Annotated in this window: 25 protein-coding genes; 15 read left to right on the forward strand and 10 right to left on the reverse strand. The window is 71.4% G+C overall.

Annotation, left to right across the window (positions count from 1 at the left end; genetic code table 11):
* Positions 1–45: 45 nt before the first annotated feature.
* The gene (locus JOF37_RS13380; RefSeq protein ID WP_210007266.1) at positions 46–5,448 is read right to left on the reverse strand and encodes a fibronectin type III domain-containing protein; all 5,403 of its coding nucleotides are present in this window, start codon (positions 5,446–5,448) and stop codon (positions 46–48) included.
* 127 nt (positions 5,449–5,575) lie between these two features.
* On the opposite strand from JOF37_RS13380, the gene JOF37_RS13385 reads away from it, so the two are divergent.
* Positions 5,576–6,685, forward strand: coding sequence for a substrate-binding domain-containing protein (locus JOF37_RS13385; RefSeq protein ID WP_210007267.1), 1,110 nt, complete (start codon positions 5,576–5,578; stop codon positions 6,683–6,685).
* Between the two features lie 48 nt (positions 6,686–6,733).
* Here JOF37_RS13385 and JOF37_RS13390 read toward each other — a convergent pair whose 3' ends face one another.
* Positions 6,734–7,684, reverse strand: coding sequence for an aldo/keto reductase (locus JOF37_RS13390; protein WP_210007268.1), 951 nt, complete (start codon positions 7,682–7,684; stop codon positions 6,734–6,736).
* Positions 7,685–7,865: 181 nt separating this feature from the next.
* Between JOF37_RS13390 and JOF37_RS13395 the strand changes: the two genes are divergently transcribed.
* Positions 7,866–8,333: an ASCH domain-containing protein gene (locus tag JOF37_RS13395; RefSeq protein WP_210007269.1), complete on the forward strand. Its 468-nt coding sequence runs from the start codon at positions 7,866–7,868 to the stop codon at positions 8,331–8,333.
* A 188-nt stretch (positions 8,334–8,521) separates the two neighbouring features.
* Here JOF37_RS13395 and JOF37_RS13400 read toward each other — a convergent pair whose 3' ends face one another.
* Both JOF37_RS13400 and JOF37_RS13405 read right to left on the reverse strand, forming a co-directional pair.
* Complete coding sequence (locus JOF37_RS13400; RefSeq protein WP_210007270.1) at positions 8,522–8,803, reverse strand: GlsB/YeaQ/YmgE family stress response membrane protein; 282 nt, start codon at positions 8,801–8,803, stop codon at positions 8,522–8,524.
* Positions 8,804–8,929: 126 nt separating this feature from the next.
* Positions 8,930–9,967: an LLM class flavin-dependent oxidoreductase gene (locus JOF37_RS13405; RefSeq protein ID WP_210007820.1), complete on the reverse strand. Its 1,038-nt coding sequence runs from the start codon at positions 9,965–9,967 to the stop codon at positions 8,930–8,932.
* A 76-nt stretch (positions 9,968–10,043) separates the two neighbouring features.
* On the opposite strand from JOF37_RS13405, the gene JOF37_RS13410 reads away from it, so the two are divergent.
* The 6 genes from JOF37_RS13410 (at position 10,044) to JOF37_RS13435 (ending at position 14,335) form a co-directional block, all read left to right on the forward strand.
* Positions 10,044–10,553, forward strand: coding sequence for a bifunctional nuclease family protein (locus JOF37_RS13410; protein ID WP_210007271.1), 510 nt, complete (start codon positions 10,044–10,046; stop codon positions 10,551–10,553).
* A gap of 41 nt (positions 10,554–10,594) precedes the next feature.
* Positions 10,595–11,242 carry an SDR family oxidoreductase gene (locus tag JOF37_RS13415; RefSeq protein WP_210007272.1) on the forward strand — a complete coding sequence of 216 codons (648 nt, stop codon included), beginning with the start codon at positions 10,595–10,597 and terminating at the stop codon, positions 11,240–11,242.
* Between the two features lie 147 nt (positions 11,243–11,389).
* Positions 11,390–11,887 (forward strand): GNAT family N-acetyltransferase, encoded by a 498-nt coding sequence (locus JOF37_RS13420; RefSeq protein ID WP_210007273.1) that lies wholly within the window; start codon positions 11,390–11,392, stop codon positions 11,885–11,887.
* Between the two features lie 70 nt (positions 11,888–11,957).
* Entirely contained in the window at positions 11,958–12,806 is an 849-nt protein-coding gene (locus JOF37_RS13425) for an aldo/keto reductase (protein ID WP_245338171.1), read from the forward strand.
* Between the two features lie 112 nt (positions 12,807–12,918).
* Positions 12,919–13,650: a sulfurtransferase gene (locus JOF37_RS13430; RefSeq protein ID WP_210007274.1), complete on the forward strand. Its 732-nt coding sequence runs from the start codon at positions 12,919–12,921 to the stop codon at positions 13,648–13,650.
* Position 13,651: 1 nt separating this feature from the next.
* The gene (locus JOF37_RS13435) at positions 13,652–14,335 is read left to right on the forward strand and encodes an NAD-dependent deacylase (protein WP_210007275.1); all 684 of its coding nucleotides are present in this window, start codon (positions 13,652–13,654) and stop codon (positions 14,333–14,335) included.
* A 3-nt stretch (positions 14,336–14,338) separates the two neighbouring features.
* Here the strand turns inward: JOF37_RS13435 and map are convergent, their stop codons facing one another.
* The gene (gene map / locus JOF37_RS13440) at positions 14,339–15,109 is read right to left on the reverse strand and encodes a type I methionyl aminopeptidase (protein WP_210007276.1); all 771 of its coding nucleotides are present in this window, start codon (positions 15,107–15,109) and stop codon (positions 14,339–14,341) included.
* A 63-nt stretch (positions 15,110–15,172) separates the two neighbouring features.
* Between map and JOF37_RS13445 the strand changes: the two genes are divergently transcribed.
* The 3 genes from JOF37_RS13445 to JOF37_RS13455 all read left to right on the forward strand — a co-directional run bounded on the left by JOF37_RS13445 (position 15,173) and on the right by JOF37_RS13455 (position 17,114).
* Complete coding sequence (locus JOF37_RS13445; RefSeq protein WP_210007822.1) at positions 15,173–15,436, forward strand: helix-turn-helix domain-containing protein; 264 nt, start codon at positions 15,173–15,175, stop codon at positions 15,434–15,436.
* Positions 15,437–15,471: 35 nt separating this feature from the next.
* Positions 15,472–16,557: a winged helix DNA-binding domain-containing protein gene (locus JOF37_RS13450; RefSeq protein WP_210007277.1), complete on the forward strand. Its 1,086-nt coding sequence runs from the start codon at positions 15,472–15,474 to the stop codon at positions 16,555–16,557.
* A gap of 101 nt (positions 16,558–16,658) precedes the next feature.
* Positions 16,659–17,114 (forward strand): SRPBCC family protein, encoded by a 456-nt coding sequence (locus tag JOF37_RS13455; RefSeq protein WP_210007278.1) that lies wholly within the window; start codon positions 16,659–16,661, stop codon positions 17,112–17,114.
* Between the two features lie 66 nt (positions 17,115–17,180).
* Here the strand turns inward: JOF37_RS13455 and JOF37_RS13460 are convergent, their stop codons facing one another.
* Complete coding sequence (locus tag JOF37_RS13460) at positions 17,181–17,396, reverse strand: hypervirulence associated TUDOR domain-containing protein (protein ID WP_210007279.1); 216 nt, start codon at positions 17,394–17,396, stop codon at positions 17,181–17,183.
* 132 nt (positions 17,397–17,528) lie between these two features.
* On the opposite strand from JOF37_RS13460, the gene JOF37_RS13465 reads away from it, so the two are divergent.
* The 3 genes from JOF37_RS13465 to JOF37_RS13475 all read left to right on the forward strand — a co-directional run bounded on the left by JOF37_RS13465 (position 17,529) and on the right by JOF37_RS13475 (position 20,080).
* Positions 17,529–18,353 carry an SDR family NAD(P)-dependent oxidoreductase gene (locus JOF37_RS13465; RefSeq protein ID WP_210007280.1) on the forward strand — a complete coding sequence of 275 codons (825 nt, stop codon included), beginning with the start codon at positions 17,529–17,531 and terminating at the stop codon, positions 18,351–18,353.
* Positions 18,354–18,461: 108 nt separating this feature from the next.
* The gene (locus JOF37_RS13470) at positions 18,462–18,842 is read left to right on the forward strand and encodes a 6TM ABC transporter family protein (RefSeq protein WP_210007281.1); all 381 of its coding nucleotides are present in this window, start codon (positions 18,462–18,464) and stop codon (positions 18,840–18,842) included.
* Positions 18,839–20,080, forward strand: a complete 1,242-nt coding sequence (locus JOF37_RS13475; protein ID WP_210007282.1) for an NAD(P)/FAD-dependent oxidoreductase — start codon at positions 18,839–18,841, stop codon at positions 20,078–20,080. The genes JOF37_RS13470 and JOF37_RS13475 overlap by 4 nt, the downstream gene beginning before the upstream one ends.
* On the opposite strand, the gene JOF37_RS13480 is transcribed toward JOF37_RS13475, so the two are convergent.
* The 3 genes from JOF37_RS13480 to JOF37_RS13490 are packed head-to-tail and all read right to left on the reverse strand — an operon-like array spanning position 20,064 to position 22,341.
* Positions 20,064–20,690, reverse strand: a complete 627-nt coding sequence (locus JOF37_RS13480; protein WP_307803464.1) for a DUF2238 domain-containing protein — start codon at positions 20,688–20,690, stop codon at positions 20,064–20,066. The genes JOF37_RS13475 and JOF37_RS13480 overlap by 17 nt on opposite strands.
* The gene (locus JOF37_RS13485; RefSeq protein ID WP_210007283.1) at positions 20,687–21,547 is read right to left on the reverse strand and encodes an endonuclease/exonuclease/phosphatase family protein; all 861 of its coding nucleotides are present in this window, start codon (positions 21,545–21,547) and stop codon (positions 20,687–20,689) included. The genes JOF37_RS13480 and JOF37_RS13485 overlap by 4 nt, the downstream gene beginning before the upstream one ends.
* Positions 21,544–22,341, reverse strand: coding sequence for a glycosyltransferase family 2 protein (locus tag JOF37_RS13490; RefSeq protein WP_210007284.1), 798 nt, complete (start codon positions 22,339–22,341; stop codon positions 21,544–21,546). Before JOF37_RS13490 ends, JOF37_RS13485 begins: the two co-directional genes overlap by 4 nt.
* 83 nt (positions 22,342–22,424) lie before the next feature.
* Between JOF37_RS13490 and JOF37_RS13495 the strand changes: the two genes are divergently transcribed.
* On the forward strand, positions 22,425–24,179 hold the full coding sequence (locus JOF37_RS13495; RefSeq protein WP_210007285.1) for an NYN domain-containing protein: 1,755 nt from the start codon (positions 22,425–22,427) through the stop codon (positions 24,177–24,179).
* Between the two features lie 13 nt (positions 24,180–24,192).
* Here the strand turns inward: JOF37_RS13495 and JOF37_RS13500 are convergent, their stop codons facing one another.
* Positions 24,193–25,707, reverse strand: a complete 1,515-nt coding sequence (locus JOF37_RS13500; RefSeq protein WP_210007286.1) for an MATE family efflux transporter — start codon at positions 25,705–25,707, stop codon at positions 24,193–24,195.
* Positions 25,708–25,714: the final 7 nt, after the last annotated feature.

A 25,714-nucleotide genomic window follows, 5' to 3' on the forward strand; every position in this document is an offset into this window, starting at 1 on the left:
GGACGCCCGCGACAGCAGGCATCCGAGGCGCGCGGGTTCTCGCCGCTACCGCACCGTCACCGTGATCGGGGCGCTGGTCGTCACCCCTGCCGCATTGCGGAACTCGACGACATAGCGGTAGGTGCCGGGTGCTCTGCCCGACACCGGCAGGGTGGCCGACTGGGCAGCGGGGCTCGCGGCGGCCAGCTCTCCCGCGGCGACCTCGACGTCGTTCTCGAGGAATCGGTAGGACGTCGCGTTCGTGCCCCACCACAGGTCGGCGCGCACCGTGTACGACCCGCTGCCCTTCCGGTTGTCGTGCGAGAGCACGGGTCGTGCGGGTGCCGCATCGGTCACCGTCACGGTGAGCGGCTTCGTCGCTGTGGTGCCGCGCGAGTTCACGAGCTCTCCGGTGAAGCGGTAGGTGCCGTTGGGAAGCCCCGCGATGTCGACGACCGCCTGCTGGGCGCTCGGCCCGCTCGTCATCGTCAGCGGCACCGACCCCACGAGCTCGCCGTCGCGGAACAGCTTGAACAGCGAGCCGTTCTGGCCCCACCAGAGGTTCATCGTGACGCGGAAGGTGCCGTCCTTCAGCCCGGTGTCCCAGCCCTCGTCCGAGCTGAGCACCGCCACGCCCGGCGCCGTGCGGGCGTCGTCGGCGGGGACCTCGGGCAGCCGCAGCGCGGCGCCGGCACGTTCGCCCTCGCGGCCGAAACCGACCGCCTGCACCGAGACGTCGTATTCGGCGCCGGCCGTGAGACCGGTCAGCTCGCACGAGGTCACGTCCGCCGCTACCTCGCACGCCGGCTCGGCTGCGTCGCCGACGAAGACCCGGAACGCGTCGTAGCGCGTGCCCGCGCCGGCCGGAGCCTGCCACGAGACCGTCGCGGTCGTCGTCGAGGTGGCTTCAGCGGTCACCTCGCCCGGCGCGGCCGGCGCGGAGGCATCGGCCACCGCGATCCAGCTGAGGACCGGATCGGCCGTTCCGGAACCGCGGGCGGCGCGGAACTCGATCACCGTCTCGTCCGCCAGCGAGAACGCGATCGTCGAGGTGCCCTGCGGCGACGCGCTCGACAGGTTCACGGGATCTCCGGCGATGCGCTCGCCGTCGATCTCGACGGTCGGCGCGACCTGGCGCGTGACGCCCCACCATTCCTGGTAGCCGCTCGTGAGCTCGTAGTCGCCGGCGGGCAGGGTGAAGGCGTAGTCGACCGAGCCGCCCGCGCTCGCCCACCAGCCGGTGGTGCGGGTCTTGTCGTACGACCCCGCCCCGCGCGCCTTCAGCCCGACGTGACCGTCGCCCGATCCGATCGGGTTGCGCAGTCCCCAGCCGGTGTCGTCCGAGAAGACGCCGTCGGGGATGTCGTTGCGCACGAGGTCGCCGCGCACCGCTTCCACCGCGTCGAACGCGGGCGAGAGCCCCGGCTTCTCGGCGTCCTCGGCGCCCTGCGTCGCGGCCGCATCGACGAAGTAGACGACTCCGCTCGGCACGACCTCGAGCTGCAGCGTCACCGGCGTCTGGCCGGCGCGTCCGCTCACGGGAACCGTCGCGTAGGCCTGATCCGTCGCGGGGGCATCGTCCTGCCACTGCACTGCGACGTCCTGCGTCGCTCCGCTGCGCGTCGCGAGCTTCACCGTCTCAGGCAGGTCGGCCTCCTCGCCGGCGAGGACCGCCACGCGGTAGTCGGGCAGCGCGAGGTAGGCCACCTCGACGAGGGCATCGAGCGCCGAGCGCAGCGCTGCCGCAGCGGCATCCACCTGCTCCTGCGACGCCGTCGGGTCGTCGTGCACGGCCTTCGCCGCGACGCCCTGATCGCGCAGCGCCTGCCACGTCTCGGGGGTGTAGGCCTGACGCGGGGCGGTGGTCGCCTCGGCCAGCAGAGCGGCGAGCGCCGTCCGGTCGGCCGTCTCGGCGTGGTCGGCGATGCCGATCCAGCTCAGCGCCGGTGCCTCGGTGCCGCCGGCGCCCGAGATGCGGACGGTGACCTCGGTGGCGGCGTCGAGCGCGAACCCGCCGCGCAGCACCGTCGACGTGCCGATGCTGCCGTTGGCGAACGTGTGCGTGCCGATCGCGACGCTCTTCTGCTCGCCGCCCGCGGTGAACTCCACCGTGCCGGTGACGACGCGGCTGCGGCCGGTACCCGGGTTCCACCACTCGGTGTGGCCTGTCGCGATGTCGTACTCTCCCGCGTCCAGCGTGAAGCGGTAGACGAGGGGGGTCGCGGCGCCCGAGCTGTACCACCCGGTCTCGCGCGTCTTGTCGTAGGGCTGCAGGCCCAGCCGGCCCTTGGCGCTGGCCGAGCCGACGCGGCCCCAGCCCGCTGCCGCGGAGTATGCGGCGTCGGGGCTGGCGTTGCGGAGCGTGTCACCGGCGGCCGCCGCGATGGCCGGGTGCACGGGCGCGTCGGCGGGTGCGTTGGCATCGACGAAGTACCGGATGCCGCTCGGCACGACCTCGACGTAGGTGCTGACCGGCAGCGAGGGGTTGTCGCGGAAGACTCCGTCGACCTTGACCATGGCGTACGGCGTCGCGAACTGGGCCGGGGTCGTGGCCCAGGTGACCGGAGCGTCGATCTCGCCGCCCGCCTCGCTGCGCGCGCGCAGGGTCTCGGGCAGTGCGGGAACCGTGGCGGGAGCCGCCGTCAGGCGCGGCAGGGCATCGAGCACCGCGACGGGACGCAGCTCGGGGTCGGTCGTGCCGCCGGTCGAGCCGCCGACGAGCAGGTCGACGCTGTCGAGGCTGAACGTCCCCGACACCACCTGCACGCGGACCGTGTGCGGTCCGTCCTCGAGCCCGCGGAACCAGGCCGAGGTCTGGCGGTTGCCGACTGCCGCGACGTTGACGGTGCGCGCCGGCTGGTCGTCGATCGTGATCGAGAGCACCGACGTGCCCGTCGCGCCGTTGAGGTTGAACCCGGTGCCGTTCAGATCGAACCCGAACGAGCGCCCGGCCGCGATGACGTGCTGCGTGCGGTTGAAGTGCGCGTAGCCGGCCTGCGTGAACGAGAAGCCCTGCGGGTACGAGATGCGTGCGTCGGCGTCGTCGACCTTCACGGCGTGCCACGACAGTCCGTCGAGGGGAGTCACGGCCAGGTCGTCGAACTGCGTGTTGTAGTAGCCGCTGACGAGCGAGATCCGGCCGGCCATCGTCGGGTTCGTCGTCGTGTCGGCGTACACTCCGAGCTGCTCGCCGTCGAGGCGGACCGAGATGACGTTCTCGCGCGCCTCGACCTCGAGGGTGTGCCACGCGTCGGCGTCGAACATGAAGACCGTGCCCGAGGCGACGTTCTGGCCGAGCTTGCGCAGCTCCCAGGTGCCGTCGGCGTGAACGCGAGCGGTGTAGGTCGCGAGATCGGCGCCGGTGCCCTCCGTGGTCGTCTGCCGGACGCCGAGCCCGGCGAAGTTGTCGAGCGCGGCATCGCGCACGACGCCGTCGAGACGGAAGTCGATCTTCGCGGTGTAGTTCGTCCAGCTGTGGTCGCCTAGGACCGTGGACGGGGTCGTCGTCGACGGGTTCCGCTGCGAACCGTCGCCCCACACGTTCCAGGTGTAGCCGCGGTTGTCGGCATGGATCGCCTGATGCATGACGTTGCCGTCGTCGGTTCCGATCACCTCGAATGCGCCGTTCTGGTCGGCGGTGTAGCGGGGTGAGCCGCCGCGTCGCGTGACGTAGTCCATGGGCACGCCGTTGACGTCCTGGATCTCGTACCCCGCGTACTCGAAGTCGTCGGTGTAGGGGAGGGGCAGGACGTCGTCGGTCGCCGTGGCGGCGTACTGGCCGCTTTCGTAGTCGGCGGCGGAGTCATGGATGCCGCGCTGCTGGGTCGACAGCGTCAGGATCGAGTACGGCTGCACCTGGGCGCGGTAGACGTCGTACTCGACGCCGTCCTTCGTCTCGGTGCGGACGGGCACGACCTTGCCGGTGTTCTGGAACCAGTCCGCGTCGACCGCGTCACCGGCATCCGGGCCCGTCGTCTCCCACACGTAGAGCGGGGTGTCGGCGTCGGTGTCGAGGTTCGCGACCTTCACCTCGAAGTTGCGCACCGTGCGTGTGTTGTTCGCGTGCACCTGGCTGAACTCCAGCGCATCGCCGGCGGCTACGTCGGCCGCCGGGGTGCGCAGCGTCAGGGCCGTGCGCGTGGAGGTGTCGACGACGGTGCCGCCGTCGCCCTTCTGGCCGTCGCCGCCCGAGGCGCCCTCGATGTACTCCCACCCTTCGCCGATGAACTGCGTGAAGTGGCGCACCAGCGTGATGCCGACGCCGCCCTCGTAATAGCCCGACCAGGGGTCGGACGCGCGGATGAGGTGCTTCGGCGAGTACTGCGAGCCCTCGTACAGAGCGCTCACGGCCGGCTGGAAGAGGAAGGTGGTCATGTGGCCCGGGTCGGCGCCGGAGCCGCTCCAACGGTAGGCGTTGATGAACCGGTCGGCGATGTCGACGGCACCGACCGTGCCGCCGATACCGCCGCGGGCGGGGTCGGCCTGCGCGCGGTACTCGGGGTCGATCATCGGGGCGACGCCCTCGGAGTACAGCACCTCCATGCCGAACTCCTTGTTCAGGCGGGTCAGTGCCGGGTCGCCGGCGATGTCGTAGTGGTAGCCGATCGCGTCGACCTGCTCGAGCGCCTCGGGGCTCGCGAGCACCGCGCGTGAGACCTGGCCGACGTTCCGGTACGAGTCGAGCGCGACGATCTTGATCTTCGAGTAGTCGTAGCGGGCGCCCTCGGCCGCGGCATCCGCCTCCAGCCGCTTCGCGAAGTCGACCGTCCAGGCGAGCTCCGCGTTGATGTAGTTCGCGTGCACCTCGTTCTGCGACGGGCTGAGGTAGTCGAACTCGACGCCGTAGGTGTCGTAGGCGGCGTCGATCGTCTCCTTGTACCACTGGTAGCGCAGGTCGGGCTGAGCCTTCGTCCACGAGGGCTCACCCCAGCGCAGCGCTTCGACCTCGATGTCCGGGTTGATCGTCTTCGCGTCAGCGATGAAGTGGAACCCGGCGCCGCGCAGCACGTTGGCCGGTTCGTCGGCCGAGCGCTTGGTCGCCGGCTCGGTGCCCGACGAGGTGTTGTTGTCGGCACCGAGCTCGACCTTGATGTGCTTCAGTCCGGCGCCTTCCACCGGGTCGAACAGCATCCGCAGGATGCGCCAGTAGACGTCGGGATGCTCCTCCTTGTAGTCCAGCAGCAGGTTCGAGGTGTTGTTGCACGACACCGAGCCGAAGCCGCCGAACGTGTTGAAGGGCGCGCCGTCGGCGGCGCGCTCGACGTCCTCGCCGTCGACGAGCATCTCGGCCCACTCGGCCACGTCGTCGTACGTGAGGGTGGGAAGCTCGTCGGCCGTGGCCGCGGTGCGCGCGGACGTGGCGGCGGGGGATGCGGCGCTCGCCGCGGTTGCCGGGACGACCAGGCCGGTCGTCGCGATGAGGGCGACGGCGACGGGCGCGAACGCCCGAGCCCATGACATCTTTGCCATTCGGTGGATTCCTCGTCGGTGAAGGTCCAGTGGGGGTGCTCCGAGGGAATCACCGCGGCTCGCGCGGAGCGAGTGATCCGATCCGAAACGAACACACTCGAACGCCAACGATCGTTAGGGTGGGGCTGTGGATCAGCCAGCGTCGGCCGGGTTCGCGGTGTCGCGCCGCGAGCGGATCCTCGATGAGCTTCGCCACGCGGGATCCGTCCGCGTCGCCGACCTCGCGCGACGGTTCGGGGTCGCCGAGCTCACCATCCGCCGCGACATCGGCTACCTCGCCGACCGCGGCCTGCTCACGCGCGTCCACGGCGGCGCCACGCTGCGCAGCCGGCTCGACACCACGGTGCCGCGCGTCGCCGGCGGCATCCGTCCGCCGCTGTTCCGCGTGGGGATGGTCGTTCCGTCGCTGACGTACTACTGGCCGCAGATCGTCATCGGCGCGCGTGCAGCGGCGACCGACGGCGGGGTGCAGCTCGTCCTGCGTGGCGCCAGTTACTCCGTGGACGACCAGCGCCGGCAGATCTCCTCACTGCTCGACTCGGGCAACCTGCACGGACTCATCGTCGCGCCCGAGACGGTCGGGGCCGACGGCTCCGCGCTGCTGCATTGGCTCGACGCCCTGCCGCTGCCGGTGGTGCTCTGCGAGCGCAGCGTGCCCTCGCACCTCGCGCTCACCCGGCTCGAGTGGGTCACGACCGACCACGTCTTCGGTGGCTCCCTCGCCGCGGCGCACCTCTCCGCGCGGGGGCATGTGCGCGTCGGCTTCGTGACGTCGGCGGGCTCGCCCACCTCGCCGCGACTGCGTCAGGGGTGGCGGCGAGCCGTCGAGAACGACGGACTCGTCTCGACGATCGACCGCGACATCTCCCTCGACGAGCTCGACGCGCCCGCGCGGGAGCGAGCAGTCGCTGACCTGCTCGCCGAGTGCCGCGGAACCGGCACGACGGCGCTGCTCGTGCACTCCGACCCGCAAGCCGTGCTCGTCCAGCAGCAGGCGCGCGACCTCGGTTGGTCGATGCCCGACGACCTCGCGATCATCGCCTACGACGACGAGGTGGCCGCGAGCGCGGAGCCGGCCATCACGGCCCTGCGCCCGGCGAAGCAGCACATCGGTCGGCTCGCCGTCGAAGCCCTCACCGCGCGCCTCATCGACGGCGCCAAGCGGCCCGTGCAGCGCACGCACGTACTGCCCTCGCTGCACGCCCGCGAGTCCACAGCCGTCGACCGCCGCCGGTGAGAGTAGCGCCGGCGGCGGTCGAAGATGCGGATCTCGGATGCAGGCGGCTCAGGCCTCCGGCGTCCAGGTCGACACGCGGGTGAGCTCGGCGACCTCGTCGGCCGTGAGCTCGAGGCGTCCGCCCTCGAGCAGCGCGGGAACCTGCTCGAGCCGCGACGCGCTCGCGATCGGCGCGACGACGGTCGGCTGGGCGCGCAGCCATGCGAGAGCGGTGGCGGCGATCGACGCACCGTGGGCGTCACCGATGCGCTCGAGCGTGTCGATGATCTGCAGGCCCTGCGGCGTCGCGTACACGGCGGCACCCTCGGCGCGCGGGGAGTCGTGCCCTGCGGCATCCGTCGACCGGTACTTGCCGGTCAGGAAGCCCTTCGCCAGCGCGAAGTACGGCACGAGGCCGAGGTTCTCGCGCTGCGCGAGCGGAGCGATCGACTCCTCGACGTCGTTGCGGTGCACGAGGTTGTAGTGCGGCTGGATCGCGACGGGGCGGGCGACTCCGGTCTCGTCGGCGATGCGCAGCCACTCCTGGATGCGTTCGGCGCTGTAGTTCGACACCGCGACGTGGCGCACGAGACCGTCCGAGACCAGCTGGCCGAATGCGCCCACGGTCTCGTCGAGCGGCGTCTCCTCGTCGTCGAAGTGCGCGTAGTACAGGTCGATCGCGTCGACGCCGAGACGCTTGAGCGACGCCTCCGCCGCGGCGCGGACGTTCGCGGCGGAGAGGCCACGGAAGTCGGGGTGCTGGCTCACCTTCGTGGCCACAACGACCTCCGGGCGGCTGCGAGCCGCTAGCCACTCGCCGATGATCGTCTCGCTCTCGCCGCCGCTGTGGCCCGGCGCCCACGCGCTGTACGAGTCTGCGGTGTCGACGAAGTTGCCACCGCCCTCGACGAACGCGTCGAGGATCGCGAACGAGGCGTCGCGGTCGGCCGTCCAGCCGAAGACATTGCCGCCCAGTGCGAGGGGGAAGACGGAGAGGTCGCTGTTTCCGATCGTGGTCATGCGGGGTGCAAGCGCGCTGGCGGCCCGAGTATTCCGCGCCGGTGCGCGGTAACTCCTCAGAACCGGGCTGATCCGGAGCCGAATCAGCCTGCGGTGGCCGGAGGAGGGGCAGATCTGAGGAGTTACGGCGACGGAAGCAATCCGTCGGGGCGCAGACCGCTCGGCGCTAGGGTGACCGGTGATGGAGCGAGGGACTGAGATCGAGGAGTTCTGGCAGGAATGCCGGAGGTCGGTCGCGGGACTGCCAGAATCGGCGCCGCCCGCGTGGAGCTTCGGTCGTCACCCCGCTGAGGCGGAAGCCCTGCTGGCGCTCGTGCTCGCGGGCGTGAAGACGGCGACCTCTTCCGCCCTCGTCGAGTACGAGCGGGAGCGAGAGCCGATCCCGCGGGCCGGCGATCTGGGGATCGTGCTCGATGGTTCTGGGCATCCTTCCGTCCTGTTGCGAACCACCGCCGTCGCCATCGTGCCGTTCGCTCAGGTGCCGGCGAGCCACGCGTTCGATGAGGGCGAGGGCGATCGTTCGCTCGCGTCATGGCGCGAGATCCACCGCGACTTCTGGGGAGGCTACCTGCGCAACGGCGGGCGCTTCGACGACGGCATGCTCGTCGTGTGCGAGCGCTTCGAGGTGCTCCATCGCCGCTCGAGCTGATCGCGCACGGCGCCGTAACTCCTCAGAACCGGGCTGATCGGGAGCTGTACCAGCCTGCGGTGGCCGGACGACGCGCGAGTTTGAGGAGTTACGGCGACGAGGCGCGACGCCCGCGCCGCGGCACGGCCGGAACGCCGAAGGCGGGGCCGGCATTGCCGACCCCGCCTTCGCGGTGGATGAGCGGTGGCTCAGCGCTTGCGCGCGGACCCGCGGCGCGTGACGGCGACGTAGATGCCGAGCACGATGATGGCGCCGATGATCGAACCGATGATGCCGGAGGGCTGCAGGAAGCCGCCTTCCGGGCTGTGGTTGAAGATCAGGAACCCGAGGAAGCCGCCGACGAACGAGCCGACGATGCCGAGCACGATGGTCATCAGGATGCCGATGTTCTGCTTGCCGGGGATGACGGCGCGAGCGATGAAGCCGGCGATCAGTCCGACGAGGATGAGGCCGAGGATCGTCCAGAGCATGGTGCTTCTCTTTCTTCCGTGGAGCACGTGAGGTGCCGGCACCCGTTCGGGCGCCGAGGAGAGACACTAGCCAGCCTGAAACTCGACCCCGCACGCTCTTGAGCTCACGGCGCCGGGCCGCTACCCTCAGCGGGCCGTCGCGGTCTGAGGCTGCCAGCCCAGCGCCGGGGCGACGTACTTCGCGAACGACTCGACGATCCGGAGGTTGAACTCGACGCCCAGCTGCGACGGGATCGTCAGCATCAGGGTGTCGGCGCTCTGCACGGCGGCATCCTGCAGGAGCTGCTCGACGAGCACGTCGGGCGCCGCGGCGTAGGTCTTGCCGAAGGTCGAGCGCATGCCGTCGATGTAGCCGATGCCGTCCTGCTCGTTGCTGCCGCCGAAGTACAGCTCGTCTTCCGCTGTCGTGATCGGGAAGATGCTGCGGCTGACCGACGTGCGGGGCTCACCGGGATGCCCGGCCTCGCGCCACGCGGCGCGGAACGCGTCGAGCTGCTGCCCCTGCAGGATGTCGAACGGGGTGCCGTCGGCCTGGGTGAGCAGGGTCGACGACATGAGGTTGACGCCCATGCGCCCCGCCCACTCGGCGGAGTCGGTGTTGCCGGCGCCCCACCAGATGCGCGAGCGCAAGCCGGGGGAGTGAGGCTCGATCCGCTGCATCCCGCTGCCGCCGCCGAAGGGGCTGTTCGGGTCGCGCTCGGCGAGGCCCTCGCCCTCGATGGCGCGGAGGAACGTGTCGAAATGCTGGCGGGCGATGTCGGCGCCGCGCGGGTCCTGCGACCCGGTGTAGCCGAACGCCTCGTAGCCGCGCACCACGGTCTCGGGTGACCCGCGGCTCACGCCGAGTGCCAGTCGGCCGTCGGAGATCAGGTCGACGGCGGCCGCTTCTTCGGCGAGGTAGAGCGGGTTCTCGTAACGCATGTCGATGACGCCGGTGCCGATCTCGACGTTCTTCGTCGTGGCGGCGATGGCGGCCAGAAGCGGCATGGGCGACGCCTGCTGTCGCGCGAAGTGGTGCACGCGGAAGTACACGCCGACGGCTCCGAGGTCATCCATGCCCTGCGCCAGGTCGATCGCCTGCCGCATCGAATCGCCCGCCGTGAGCTCGCGCCCGCCGCCGAGAGGACCGTAGTGACCGAACGAGAGAGTGCCGAAACGCTGCATGTCAAGCCGCAACGACGAGACCCCCGCGCTCATTCCCGCGTGCGTAGGCTGGGCGAAACCGACCCCGGGAGGTGTCATGGTCCAGGTCCGCGTCCTGGGGGTCGCTCTCGATCCCGCCCAGCAGCACGTGATCCTTCTCAAGCCCGTCGATGACCTCTCGGACCGTGTGCTCCCGGTGTGGATCGGGTCGCAGGAGGCGACATCCATCCTCGTGGCCGTCGAGGGCGTCGCTCCACCGCGTCCGCTCGCGCACGACCTGATGGTGCGCCTGCTGGATGCCACCGACGCCACTGTCGACCGGGTCGAGGTCACCCGCATCGACGACGGCACCTTCTACGCCGAGATCACCGTGACCGCGCTGACGGGCTCACGGGTCATCGACGCGCGTCCCTCCGACGCGATCGCCCTCGCCTCGCGCGCCGGCGCCCCGATCTTCGTCGCCGACGACGTGCTCGCCGAAGCCGGCATCCCCGACACGGTCAGTGAAGCGCCCGAGGGTGCCGAGACACCCGAGGCCGCCGAGCAGCGGGTCGCCGAGTTCCGCGAATTCCTCGACGACATCGACCCCGACGACTTCCGCGGCTGAGTCCGCCCTCCGAACCCCATCCCCCGACGAAAGGAATACCCATGCCCCGCATCCTGATCATCGGCGGCCACGGCAAGGTCGCGCAGCGCCTCGAGCCGATCCTCGCCGAGCGCGGTGACACGGTGACCGCGGTCATCCGCAATCGCGACCACGAGGCGGATGTCGCCGCGACCGGCGCAACGCCCCTCGTCGCCGACATCGAGTCGTTCGACACCGAGCAGCTGACCAATCTCGTCAGCGGAAATGACGTCGTGGTCTGGTCGGCCGGCGCCGGCGGGGGAGACGCCGCCCGCACGTGGACTGTCGACCGCGACGCCGCGATCCGCTCCATCGACGCGGCGGTCGCCGCCGGTGTGAAGCGCTACGTCATGGTGTCGTACTTCGGTGCTGGCCCCGATCACGGCGTGCCCGAGGACGATTCCTTCTACGCTTACGCCGAGGCGAAGGCCGAAGCCGACGCCCACCTGCGCGAGAGCGGTCTGGACTGGACGATCGTCGCGCCGAGCGCCCTCACGCTCGACGAGCCCACCGGGAAGATCACGGTGGGCGGCTCGGGCGAGGAGTCGGTTCCCCGGGGCGACGTCGCGTCGGTCATCGCGGCGGTGCTCACCGAGCCGGCCACGGTCGGCCGCATGATCGAGTTCACGGGCGGCGACACCCCCATCGCCGACGCCATCGCAGCCGGCTGAGGTCCGTCGCGGCAGGAGGTCTCCCGCCCGGCGCGGGCGTAACTCCTCAGATTCCCGCATCCGCCCCGCCGTCCGCCCCGGTTTGCCGGGGTCGGTCGGCGGGGCGGATGCGTTTTTGAGGAGTTACGCCGCCGCTACGCTGAGGCGATGACCCCGCGTGAACTGTCCGGCGGCGCCGTGCTGCGCGCCGTGCGCCCCGGAGACGAGGACGGCGTCCTCGACTGCATCCGTGCGCTGGCCCTGTACGAGCGCGAGCCCGACGCGGTCGAGAACACCGCCGATGCGCTGCGGCAGACCCTCTTCGGCGACGAGCCCCGCGCGTTCTGCCACGTCGTGGAGCGCGAGGGCCGGATCGTCGGCATCGCGATCTGGTTCCTCACCTACTCGACCTGGACCGGGCGCCACGGCATCTGGCTCGAAGACCTGTACGTCGACGAGGCCGAGCGCGGCCGCGGCTACGGCAAGCAGCTCATCGCCTCGCTCGCGGCGGTGTGCGTCGAGCGCGGCTATTCGCGGCTCGAGTGGACGGTGCTGGACTGGAACGCTCCCTCGATCGCCTTCTACCGCTCGATCGGTGCCCAGCCGATGGACGAGTGGACGACCCAGCGCCTGACCGGAGAGGCCCTCGAGGCGCTTGCGGGCTGATCGCCTGACGCGCGCTGCCGGCGACGTCAAGCCCGGCGCCGCGGGTCTTCCGCGCTTCTAGGCTGAGAGCATGGCAGAACAGATCCACGTCCCGAACGTGTCCCTCAACTCCGGCTTCGAGATCCCGCAGCTGGGCTACGGCGTCTTCAAGGTCGACCCCGCCGAGACCGAGCGTCTCGTCACCGAGGCCTTCGAGGTCGGCTACCGCCACATCGACACCGCCGCGATCTACGGCAACGAAGAGGGTGTCGGCCGGGCCATCGCGGCCAGCGGCATCCCGCGTGACGAGCTGTTCATCACCACGAAGCTCTGGAACGACCGTCAGGGCGGCGATGAGCCCCGCAAGGCCCTGTCCGAGAGCCTCGAGAAGCTCGGGCTCGACCACGTCGACCTGTACCTCGTGCACTGGCCGGCCCCGGACAACGGCAACTACGTCAACGCCTGGCAGAAGCTCGTCGAGCTGCGCGACGCCGGCCACACCCGCTCGATCGGCGTGTCGAATCACCTCGTCGAGCACCTCGAGAAGATCCACGCCGAGACCGGCGAGCTGCCCGCGGTCAACCAGATCGAGCTGCACCCGGCCTACCAGCAGAAGGATGTCGTCGACTGGGCGACCGACAAGGGCGTGCGCATCGAGTCGTGGGGGCCCCTCGGCCAGGGCAAGTACGACCTGTTCGGCGCCGAGCCCGTCGCCGAGGCGGCCGCGGCGCACGGCAAGAGCCCGGCGCAGGTCGTGCTGCGCTGGCACCTGCAGCGCGGGTTCATCGTCTTCCCGAAGACGGTGAGCCGCGAGCGCATGGTCGAGAACGCCTCGCTGTTCGACTTCGAGCTCACCACCGCACAGGTCGACGCCATCTCGGCCCTCGACCCGGGCGACGGCTCGGGCCGGGTGAGCGCGCACCCCTCCGAGGTGAACTGAACGCAACGCGGTTTCGGGCGCGGTTCTCGGCGTCGCGCGCAGGTGATTCTGCGCCGGATGCCGGGAACCGCGCCCGACGCGCGTCCGGTGCGGTGTTTCGTAGGCTGGGGCAGTGGCATCCGTCCTGAACGTCTCCGCCTACCTGTTCACGCACATCGCCGATCCGGCCGAGCTGCGTGTCGTACTGCGCGATCGTGCGGAGGCGGCGGCGCTGCGCGGGACCATCCTGCTGGCGGAGGAGGGCATCAACCTCTTCCTCGCGGGCGCCGCCGACGCGGTGCGCGGGTTCGTCGATGAACTGCGCGCCGATGAGCGCTTCGCCGCGCTGACGACGAAGGAGAGCTGGTCGGACGATCAGCCCTTCGGCCGGATGCTCGTCAAGGTCAAGCGCGAGATCATCCGGATGGATCGACCGGCGATCCGCCCCGAGGCCGGCCGCGCCCCCGCCGTCGCCCCGGCGCAGCTGCGCCGCTGGCTCGATCAGGGGCACGACGACACGGGCCGCGAGGTGGTGCTGCTCGACACGCGCAACGCGTTCGAGGTCGACTACGGCACGTTCGACGGCGCCGTCGACTGGCGGATCGAGCGATTCACGCAGTTCCCCGGCGCGGCCGCCGCGCATCGCGACGAGTTCGCGGGCAAGACCGTCGTCAGCTTCTGCACGGGCGGCATCCGCTGCGAGAAGGCCGCGATCGTGCTGCGCGAAGAAGGGGTCGAGGCGTACCAGCTCGAGGGCGGCATCCTGGGGTACTTCGAGCACGAGGGCGGCGCGCACTGGAACGGCGAGTGCTTCGTCTTCGACGAGCGCGAGGCGCTGACCCCCGACCTCACGGCTCGGGGCTGACATGGCCCGGATCGTGGTGCTGACGGGAGCGGGCATCTCGGCCGAGTCGGGCATCCGCACGTTCCGCGCGGTCGACGGGCTGTGGGAGGACCACCGGATCGAGGATGTCGCGACGCCCGAAGGGTTCGCAGCGAACCGAGCGCTCGTGCAGACCTTCTACGACGAGCGCAGGCGCATCGCGCGCGCCGCCCAGCCGAACGCCGCGCACCGCGCCCTCGCGGAACTCGAGGCGCGGCATCCCGGTGAGGTCGCGGTCGTGACGCAGAACATCGACGACCTGCACGAGCGCGCGGGGTCCCGCCGGGTGCTGCACATCCACGGACGCCTCGACCGGGCGCGGTGCGAGCGCTGCGGGACGCGGATGCCGGTGACGGGCGACCTGTCGGATGAGCCGCCATGCCCCGCGTGCGGTCGGCGATCGCTGCGCCCCGACGTGGTGTGGTTCGGTGAGGCGGTCCACGGTCTCGACGAGATCTTCGACGCGGTGTCGCTCTGCGAGGAGTTCTGGGTCATCGGCACCTCGGGCGCGGTCACGCCCGCGGCATCGCTCGTCGCCGTCGCGGCCGAGGCCGGAGCCCGCACGGCCCTGCTCAACCTCGAAGCGCACGAGGACACGCGCCTGTTCGACGAGGTGCTGCTCGGTCCCGCGACCGAGACCGTCCCCGCGTGGACTGCGCGGTTCTGACGGTCAGCGGGGGAGGGTGAGGATCTCGGCGGCACCGTCGGTGATGGCGACGGTGTGCTCGGTGTGCGCGGTGCGGCATCCGGTGGAGCTGCGCAGCGTCCAGCCGTCGGGGTCGGTCACGAGGATGTCGGTGTCGTCCATCACCCACGGCTCGAGGGCGAGCAGGAGCCCGGGGCGCAGGCGGTAGCCGCGTCCGGGTCGGCCGATGTTGGGTACGTGCGGGTCGCCGTGCATGACGCTGCCGATGCCGTGGCCGCCGAACTCGGTGTTGACGGCGTACCCCGCCCCGGTGAGGACGGCGCCGATCGCGGACGAGATGTCGCCGATGCGATTGCCCGGGCGGGCAGCCTCGATCCCCGCCGCGAGGGCTCGCTCGGTGGCATCGATCAGGGCGGCGTCGCGCGGCGGCTGCGACGGGCCGACGGTGAAGCTGATCGCGGCGTCGGCGGCGACCCCGTTCTTCGTGATCGCGAGGTCGAGCGTGAGCAGATCTCCGGAACGCAGGGCGTAGTCGTGCGGCATCCCGTGCAGGACGGCGTCGTTGACGGCCGTGCAGATGTAGTGACCGAACGGGCCGTCGCCGAACGAGGGCGCGTAGTCGACGTAGCAGGATGTCGCCCCGGCTCGCACGATCAGCTCGCGAGCCCACGCGTCGATGTCGAGCAGGTTCACGCCGACGGTCGAGCGTTCGCGCAGCTCGCGGAGGATGTCGCCGACCAGCGCGCCGGTGGTGCGGGCGTAGCCGAGCTGCGTCTCGTTCAGGATCTCGATCATGGGCTGCTCTCCATCGGCGTGATTAAAATACCGGTCTGATAATACCGATATGCTCGCCGCATGATGGTTCGCCCGGCGCACACGCCCGAGACGATCGCGCGAGGCCGGCGTCTGGGCGCCTTCCTGCGCCAGGCGCGCGGCGACCGCTCGATCGCCGAGGTCGCCGCGGCCGCGCAGATCTCGGCCGAGACGCTGCGAAAGATCGAGACGGGCCGGCTGGCGACGCCGTCGTTCACGACGGTCGCCGCGGTCGCGAACGCTCTGGACCTCTCGCTCGACGAGATCGCCGCGCAGGCGCGGGGAACGGATGCCGCGCTGCCGGCGTGAGCGCGGATGTCGGCGGGCGCCGGTAGCGTCGGGGCATGGAACCGCACCGGCTCACCCGCGAGCAGGCACGTCGCATCATCGTGCGGGCGCAGCTGCTCGAAGCGGACCGCCCGGGTGACGTCGTCGAGGTCGCCGAGCAGCTCGGTGCGATCAAGATCGATCCGACGGCGGTCCTCGCTCCGAGCGAGCAGACCATCCCGTGGACGCGCATCGGCTGGGGGTACGAGCCCGGGCAGCTGACGAAGGCCGTCGAAGACGACCGTCAGCTGTTCGAGTACGCAGGGTCGTTCTATCCGGCGAGCGTCCTGCCGCTGATGCGCGTACGGATGCGCAGCCGGCCGCTGCGCGAGAGCGCCGCAGCGTGGCTCGAAGCCAACGCGGCGTTCCGCGCTGACGTGATCGCCCGTCTGCACCGGGACGGGCCGCTGCTGGCCGCCGACATCCCCGACACCGCCGCGGTGCCGGCGGGCAACGAGAGCGGCTGGTACAGCGACAACCAGGTGCCGCGCATGCTCGATCTGCTCGAGCGGCTCGGCGAGGTCGCGGTCGTCGGGCGGGTGGGACGACTGCGCCGATGGGATGTCGCCGAGCGCGCCCGCGGCCCCGAGCCCGACGGCCCCGACGCCGACGAGGCGGGCGCGCTGCTCGACGAGCGCCGCCTGCAGGGCGCCGGCCTGGCCCGCCAGCGATCGTCGTGGTCGGGAGTCGGCATGGCCGGCGAACCGGCGCTGGTCGACGGCAGCTCCTGGAAGTGGCGCGTCGACCCGCGGGCTCTCGCGGGGATCGACGACGACCCCGGTGGCCGGGTCGCGATCCTCAGTCCCTACGACGGCATGCTCTTCGACCGGCCGCGCCTCATCGAGGCGTTCGACTTCACCTACAAGCTCGAGCAGTTCGTGCCGAAGGCCCAGCGCGTCTACGGCTACTTCGCCCACCCGATCCTGTGCGGCGACCGGTTCATCGGTCTGCTCGACGCCGCGCTCGACAAGGCGAAGGAGAACCTCGTGGTCTCGGCGGTGCACGAGCTGGTGCCGTGGGAGAGCGAGGAGCGCGATGCGGTGGACGCCGAGATCCACGACCTCGCCGGCTGGCTCGGGGTGCCGGTGCGCGGGCTCGACTGACGCCTACCAGCCGACCGCCGAGGTCGCAACCAGGTCGCCGTGCCGACTGCGAGGGCGAAGCATGGGAGCAGCCCCGAAATCGAAACCGAAAGGAGCCGCCCATGGCCCGCATCATCGAGACCATCGACGTCGACGTGCCCGTGTCGGTCGCGTACAACCAGTGGACGCAGTTCGAATCGTTCCCGCACTTCCTGAGCTTCGTCGAGTCGGTCACCCAGCTCGACGACGGCACCACGCACTGGAAGGTGAAGATCGGCGGGGCTGAGCGCGAGTTCACTGCGAAGATCACCGAGCAGCACCCCGACGAGCGCGTCGCCTGGAACAGCGTCCAGGGCAAGGACGAGCACGCCGGCGTCGTCACGTTCCACAAGCTGAGCGAGAACGAGACGCGCGTCACCGTGCAGCTCGACTGGAAGCCCGAGGGCTTCGTCGAGTCGGTCGGCGCCGCCGTCGGCATCGACGACCACGCCGTGAAGAAGGACCTCACGCGCTTCAAGGAGTTCATCGAGTCGCGCGGCACCGAGACCGGCGCCTGGCGCGGCGACATCGAGAACTGACCTCGATCCGCGAAGAACACGAGGCCCCTCCGCTGAGCGGAGGGGCCTCGTCGGTGTCGCCGAGGTTCAGCTGCTGAGCTTGCGCAGCGCGGACCGCTTGTGCGCGGCCTGGTTGCCGCTCTTCTCCGACTCCACGATGAAGGCGGGCTCGTCCGCGGATGCCGTGAACTTCTGGCCCGCGAACTGGAAGTCCTTCTCCTTCTTCTCGACGATGGTGCCCTGCGTGCGCCCCTGAGAGGTGTCCCAGCTGACGCGGTCGCCCTTCGACAGTTCCTGAGCCATGCCGGCCCCTTCCGTTGTGCGTTCGTTGCGGCGATCCTGCCGCGCCGCACGGACGCCGAGGTAGTCGTTGACACAGTCCGCCGCGATACGCCAGCGCTCGCCCGGTCGCCTGCGTCCTGCGAGACTGCCGCCATGCGCACCATCGTGATCACGGGAGCCAGCGACGGAATCGGAGCCGCGGCCGCGCGGCGCCTCACCCGCGAGGGGCATCGCGTCGTACTCGTGGGGCGGTCGCCCGAGAAGACCCGCGCGCTCGCCGCCGAGTTGGGGGCCCCGTTCCACCTCGCGGACTACGCCGAGCTCGCCCAGGTGCGCCGGCTGGCGGGGGAGCTGCGCGACGCCTATCCGCGCATCGACGTGCTCGCCAACAACGCCGGCGGGATCTTCGGTCCGCGCCACCTCACGGTGGACGGCTTCGAGCAGACGTTCCAGGTCAATCATCTCGCCGGCTTCCTGCTGACGAACCTGCTGCTGGACCGGCTGGTCGAGAGCCGGGCATCGGTCATCCAGACGGCCAGCGTCGCCGCACGGGTGTTCTCACGCTTCGACGTCACCGATCTCAACGCCGCGGGGCGCTACTCGGGCCGCGTCGCGTACGGCAACGCGAAGCTCGCGAACATCCTCTTCACTCGCGAGCTGCAGCACCGTGCCGGTGGCCGAGGCGTCTCAGCCGCGGCCTTCCACCCGGGCGTCGTCGCGACGCAGTTCGCCGCTAACGTGCCCGGACCCTTCCGCTGGATGTACCACAACCCCCTCGCCCGTCGGGTGATGACCACGACCGACGAGGGCGGCGCGCGGATGGTGTTCCTGGCGAACGGCGAGCCGGGACGGGAATGGGTCCCCGGCGGTTACTACGAGAACGACCGCCTCACGCGGTCGCACCGCGACGCGACCGACGCCGTCCTCGCCCGGGAGCTGTGGGACCGCAGCGCCGAGATGGTCGCTCTGGCGCGCTGAGGACGCGCCGCGGATGCCGCACGGTGAGGCATCCGGGCCGGAAGCGCAAGGGGCTCCGGTCCGACGGGGTGACGGCATACGGTGGGGATCCCACGAACGGAGGACCCGATGGTCGACAAGCGCACCGAGGCTCACGGACCCGGGCAGCTGCCGGATCGGCAGCCGCGCCCCGACCCCACCGACCTGACGAACCAGGAGAGCTTCCGCCAGGGCTCATCGTCGCGTTGGCTCGTGCCCGCGGGGGTGCTGGCCGCCGTCGCGATCGTGCTGTACGCCCTCGCGTTCCAGCTGCAGGTCGTGCTGCCGGCGATCGGCATCGTCTTCACGGTGGTCGCGTGGGCGATGATGCTGGTCGCCTCGCGCTCGTCGGGGGACGCGCCGGTACGCAACCGGCGACTGGCCGTCGCGATGGGGATCCTGGCGGTGGGGGCGCTCGCCATCTTCATCGGGATCTACCTGGTCGAGACGCTCGGTGCGCCCGGCCGATGACCGCGGCGAACACGGGCGCCGGTCCGACCGGCGCGGGCGCGCAGCCGGCTGCTCATCACCGCGTCATCGTGGTGGGCGGCGGCAACGGGGGCGTCTCGGCCGCCGCGCGACTGCTGCGCCGGGGTGTGACGGATGTCGCGCTCATCGAGCCCCGCGACGTGCACGAGTACAAGCCGCTCTTCTCCCACGTCGCCGGCGGTACGGCGCGCATCAGCGAGACGATGCGCCCGCAGCGATCCGTCATGCCCCGTGATGTGACGTGGATCCGAGATGCCGTCGTGCAGGTCGACCCCGCGCGTTCGGTCGTTCAGCTGGCCGGGGGCGGCGAGGTCGGGTACGACCAGCTCGTGCTGTCACCGGGCATGCAGAAGGACTGGGCGAGCGTTCCCGGCCTGGCGGAGTCGATCGGCACCGGCGACGTCACGACGCACTACGAGGGCGATCTCGCCGCCCGGACCTCCTTGCGGCTGCGCGATCTGCGGCGCGGGACGGTCGTCTTCACGCAGCCCGCCGGCCCGGCCTCCTGCGCGGGAGCGGCGCAGAAACCCCTGTACCAGGCCTGTGACTACTGGCAGCGCACGGGCGTGCTCGGCGACATCCGCGCCGTGCTCGTCGTGCCCGACAAGACGGTGTTCGGCATCGAGGCGTTCGACCGCGAGATCCAGCGCGCCGTCGACCGCTACGGCATCGAGCTGCACACCGACAGTGCCCTCATCGAGGTGGATGCGGACCGCACCGAGGCCGTCATCGCCTCGCCGACGGGCATCGAGCGGATCCGGTACGACCTGCTCAGCGTCACGCCGCCGCAGTCGGCCCCGGAATGGATCCGCGCGTCGGGACTGGCCGCCGACGACGACCCCGACGGGTTCGTCGAGGTCGACCCCGAGACGCTGCGGCATCCCCGCTTCGTGAACGTCTGGGGGCTGGGGGATGCCGCAGCCACGACGAATTCGAAGAGCGGCGGCGCCCTGCGAAAGCAGACGATGGTGCTCGCGAAGAACCTCGCCGCGGTGCTGGCCGGAAAGGAGCCGACGGCGCGCTACGACGGCTACGGCGTCTGTCCGATGACGGTGTCGCGTGCGAGCGTCGTGTGGGCGGAGTTCGGGCCGTCGGGCGAGCTGATGCCGACGATTCCGTTCCTGCGCCGGATGTACCGCGAGAGCCGGCTGTCGTGGTTCTTCGACCGCCGCGTGCTGCCCTGGGTCTACTGGAACCTCATCCTCACCGGGCGCGTCTGACCGCGGCGTCGTCCCGGCTGTCGCCGGTCTCGGCCGTCAGCCGCACCCGCGCGACGAGGATGCCGGCGAGGATCGAACCGGCGCCCCCTACGGCCATGTCGCCGATGGTGTCGTCGTAGTTGACGAAGATCGTGGTGACGAAGACGGCGCCGAGCCACTCGATCATCTCCCACACGGCGCTCAGAGCGAGCCCGAACGCCGTCGTCACGACGACGCCGGTACGCCGGCGGAAGTGCGCCGCCCCGGGCAGCGGCACGACGTGCAGCCGGGCGGCGGCGAGATAGCCGACCGCCGCGAGCACGCCGGTGCACAGGAAGTGCATCGGGATGTCCCACGCGGGGTACGTGCGGTACAGGTCGGCGATGTTGCTCCAGGCCGCCACGAGCACGGTGACGCCGCACACGATGTCGAAGGCCGGTCGCGCCCCCAGGAAGCGCGGGATGACGAGTGCCGGAAGGGTGAGGGCGAGGACGCCGGCGTCGGTGGCCTCGAACCAGATCGCCGCGATCGCGACGCTGATCAGTCCGGCGAAGCGCACGGCGTCGGCCGCGACGGCGCTCGCCGAGCGCGGCGGGCGCAGGAAGTTCTCCACCATGACGGGGCGGCTCACGACGTCACCTCGTCGAGTCCGAGCACGACGTGCACGCCGAGGTGGTCGGAGGGCGCCGCGCCGTCGACCGTTCGCGTGTCGATCGCCGCGCGCCGCACGGTCGCGCCCCGGTCGACGGCGATCCAATCGATCGGGCCCCGCCGCACGCGCGGCTCGTGGTAGCCGCCGTAGGTGTCCCACAGCGGGGTCGTCCGCTCCGACGCGACCTCCCACGCATCGACGAGGTTGCCGCTGAGCAGTGCCGCGAGCGGGGCCGAACCGGGACCTGCGTTCATGTCGCCCATGACGACGACCCTGCCGGAAGCCTCTTCCGCGAGGTCGTGGAGCATCCACGCCGCGCGCAGCCGCGACCGGGCGGAGAAGACGTCGAGATGGGTGTTGAGCACCGTCAGTGACGTGCCCGTGGCACGGTCGCGGAAGCTCGCGCGGACGACGACGCGGGGCACCGGATTGCCCCACGAGAGCGACCCGGCGACGCCGGGCGTCTCGGACAGCGCCCGCTGGGCATGACCGGTCAGCTCGAGGCGCTCGGCGTCGAAGAAGATCGGGCATCCCTCGCCCCGCCCGTCGGCGTTGCGACCGTGACCGACGAAGCGGTAGCCCGGGCCCAGCGACGCGCGCACGAGGTCGGCCTGATCGGGCATCGCCTCCTGCGTGCCGAGGATCGCCGGCGGGTCGGCCCGCAGCACGGCGGCCAACCGGGGCGCCCGCACTCTCCACCGGTCGTTCGGCGGCCACGTCGGACCGTCGATGCGGCGCCGGATGTTCCAGCTCGCGATGCGCAGGTCACCGACGGCCGGCTCGGGCGGCGGGAAGAGCCGCCGGACGGCGACTTCGGCACCGACGGGAGTGGTCATGCGTCCCCTCTCGTTCCGAACGGGCCACGACGGGATGCCGCGACGCGCAGCCATCGTCGCACGATGCGGATCGGCGGCAGGTCGACGGGCCAGTGCGTCACGACGGATCGGAAGCCGCGCGCGATGCGCTGTCCGAACGCGCGACGGTCGAAGAACGGACGCATCGACATGCCCATCGCCGCGCGCCGGGCGTAGCGGATCGGGTAGTACTCGCCGAGGTGGAAGGCCAGGTCGAAGTCGTCGTGCAGACCGGGGTCGCGGTGCACGCGTGCGCTGACGCGGCGCCACGCCGATCGTCGGAACGCGAGGTTCGAGCCGAAGAGCGGGAGGTGCCCGAGAGCGGTGAACCCGACCACGGCGTACAGCCCGAGGTACGCGGCCGCGAGCGCCGTGCGCAGGAGCCGGGGGCCGTCGGTGAAACGGGCGCCGCCGGTGAGGACGGCGGTGCCGGGGCGGGTCTCGAACTGGTGGCGAAGCCGCTGCACCCATGACGCCGCGGGCACGCAGTCGGCGTCGAGACGGAGGATCACGTCGCACGTCGCGCGGTCGTAGCCGGTCGCCGCGGCGGCCGGGATGCCCGGGTCGGCGCACGGCACGACGCGGGCGCCGCCGGCTCGCGCGACCTCCGCCGAGTCATCGCGCGAGCCGTTGTCGACGACGACGACCTCGTCGGGCGGATCGGTCTGCAGCGCGAGGGCCCGCAGGCACCGCCGGAGGGCGGGGGCGTCGTCCTTGACCGGGATGACCACCGACACCGTCGGTCGCTCGGATCGCGGGGCATCGTGGTACGGCATCGCCCCCTACGTTAGGCGGCCGGTCGGGGAGGGCCGATCGGGTTGACAGCGCGGCATCCGGTCAGCAGTGACATGCTGGGGGTATGCCTCAGCAGAGCGATCTCCTCGCCGTCCTCGTCGATGCCGACAACGTCTCGCCATCGCGGATCGGCGGCGTCCTCGCCGAGATCGCCACCTACGGGACCGCGTCGGTCAAACGCGTCTACGGCGACTGGACCAAGACCCAGCTGCGCGGGTGGAAGGACGCCGCGAGCGAGCACGTCATCCAGCCGATGCAGCAGTTCGACAACACGACCGGTAAGAACGCCACCGACAGCGCGCTCATCATCGACGCGATGGACCTGCTCTACACGCGTCGTTTCCAGGGGTTCTGCATCGTCTCGAGCGACAGCGACTTCACCCGTCTCGCCTCGCGGATCCGCGAAGAGGGAGTGACGGTCTACGGATTCGGAGAGCGCAAGACGCCCGAGGCGTTCCGCAACGCGTGCGACCAGTTCACCTACCTCGAGGTGCTGGGCGCGGCGAACGAGCCGGACGCCGCGCGCTCGACGACGCCCGCACGCTGGTCCTCCGCCGCCCTGCGCGGGGACGCGCGGCTGGTCTCGCTGCTGCGCAGCAGCATCGACACGGCCTCGGCCGACGACGGCTGGGCCGACCTCGGCACCGTCGGCCAGCTCATGCGCAAGCAGCAGCCCGACTTCGACCCCCGCAACTGGGGCTACGCCAAGCTCTCCGACCTGCTGAAGGCGGTCGACCTGTTCACCATCGAGTCGAAGCCCGGGGGGATGTCGCTGCGTCCCAAGACCGGCAAGGGGACGAAGGCGTCTGAGGCGCCGACGCCGACCGGGGCGGGCGATGCCGAGACCGAGACCGATGCGGCATCGGCGCCCGGACGGACGAAGCGCACCCCTCGCAAGCGGGGATCGGCGCGGGGCACGGCCGCTGCCGACACCCCGGACGCGTCGCCGACGGCCGCCTCGGGAGAGGCCGCAGACGCACCCGCGCCGACCGGCGGTGCTGATCCCGCGACGGACGTCCCCCCGTCGGATGCCGCCCCGGCGGACGCGTCGGATGCCGCCGCGGCGGATGTTGCCGCGACGGATGCGCCCGCGACCGACGCCGCCTCGACGGACTCCCCGGCGACGGATGACGCCGACGCCGCCGCCCCGGCAGCCGCGCAGCGCCCGCGGAAGAAGAGCACCCGCAGCCGCGCGGCGGCGTCCGAGCCGCAGCAGGAATCGCCCGAGCCCGACGCCGCATCGGCCGTGTCGAGCAACGCGGCCGCTGGCGCGCCGGGTGACGAGTCCGCCGCCCCGAGTGAGACCGCAGCGTCGGCCCCGTCGTCCGAGCGCGCCACCGCACCCAGTCGCGCCCGCCGAACGCGCCGCCCCATCGAAGAGCTCACGCTCGATCAGGCCCTCGACGCCGCCCTCGACGCCGTGTCCGACGCTGCGCGTCGAGCCGAGGCCACGACGGTCGCCGACACGGCGGGCCCGGCGTCCGACGACGTCGCGACGCTCACGACGGAGGACGCGCCGCAGCCGGTCGCGGACCCGACGCCGGAGGAGGCGGAGCCCGCTCGTCCGAAGCGAGCTCCGCGGAAGCGGACCCCGAAAGCAGCACCGTCCGAGCCCGTCGCACCGGAAGCCACCGGAGCGACCGAGGCGACCGGAGCGGCCGAGGCGAACGGCGTCACCGACGCTGCCGTTGCCGGCGCGCAGCCCGAGCCCGCGTCATCCGATCCCGCGGCGGCTGACGCCGCTGACACCGACGCCCCGGCGCCCGCACGCAAGCGCGCCCCGCGCCGCGCGTCGCGACCGGGCTCGGCGGCCGGCTGATCCGCGGCGCGCGTCAGCGGCGGGCGTCGGCCCGTCGGCGACGCAGCGCTGCCACGAGCCCGCGGCGACCACGCGAGCCCGCGGGGACGACCGGAACGGGCTGGGTCACCACCGCGTCGACCACCATCGATCCGTTCTTGGGGCCTACCACGGGCACCGGCGTGGTCGCTGCGGAGATGTGGTCGGCCGAGGCGACGGGCATCGATGCCAGCTCGCGCCGCGCGCGCAGGTAGGCCGGGATGAGGATGACGGTCGCACCGAGCCACGCGAGCGGATTGCTCCACGCGACGCCCGCGAACCCGATGAGCGCACCGAGCACCACTGCCGCGCCGGCGCGCATGAACAGCTCGACGATGCCCGTGATCGTCGGCACGAGCGTGTGGCCGAGTCCCTGCAGCGCGCCGCGCAGGACGAAGAGCACGCCGAGCGCGGTGTAGGTCGCGCCGTTGATGACGAGCATGAGAGCGGCGAGGGCTACGACCTCGTCCGCTCCGTCTCCGACGAACAGGCGCACGAGCGGCGCTCCGAGAGTCACGAGCACGACCCCCAGCAGCACCGACCCGATCACGGCCATCCAGGTCGCCTGAGCGACGCCCTGACGGATGCGGTCGGGGCGTCCGCCGCCGTAGTTCTGCGCGACGAACATCGACACGGCGAGCCCGAGCGACTGCAGCAGGGCGATCGCCAGGCCGTCCACGCGCGAGGCCGTTGTGTAGGCCGCGATCGCCTCGGCCCCGAGCTCGTTGAGGCGTACCTGCACGGCGAGTGTGCCGATGGCGATGATCGACGCCTGGAACCCCATGGGCAGGCCCAGGCGCAAGTGCACGGCGAGGTCGCTCCGCGTGACCCGCCAGTCGGAGCGGGCCATGCGCAGCACCGGGATGCGCCGACGGATGTATTCGAGGCACAGGAGCACCGAGAGGGCCTGCGAGACCACCGTCGCGAGGGCGGCGCCGCCGACGCCCCAGCCGAGCGGGCCCACCATGAGCACGACGAGCGCGATGTTGAACAGGCACGCGACCGTGAGGAAGATCAGCGGCGTGCGGGAGTCTCCGATGGCACGGATGATCGCGGCGAGGTAGTTGAAGAACATCGTCGCGCCCGCACCGAGGAAGCTCACCACCGCGAACGTCGTCGCGCCGTCCAGCAGCTGCGAGGGAGTCTGCAGCAGTTCGAGCAGGGGCCGCGAGAGGAACGGGGCGACAACGGTCAGCACCACGCTCGTGATGGCTGTCAGCGCCGTGCCCGCGGCCACGGACCGCCGCACGGCGGCGTGGTCGCCGGCGCCGAACGCCTGCGCCGTCGGGATGGCGAAGCCGGAGGTGAGCCCCCACGCGAAGCCGATGAGGAGGAAGAGCATCGATCCCGTCGCGCCGACGGCCGCGAGCGCATCGACCCCGAGCCAGCGGCCCACGACGATGGCGTCGACGACGTGGTACATCTGCTGCACCACATTGCCGATCAGCAGCGGCACCGAGAACGCGAGGATGACCCGCCACGGGCTGCCGGTGGTGAGGGTGCGGGACATCAGCTGA

It is taken from the genome of Microbacterium imperiale, from assembly GCF_017876655.1.
In the GTDB taxonomy this organism is placed as follows: Bacteria; Actinomycetota; Actinomycetes; order Actinomycetales; family Microbacteriaceae; genus Microbacterium; species Microbacterium imperiale.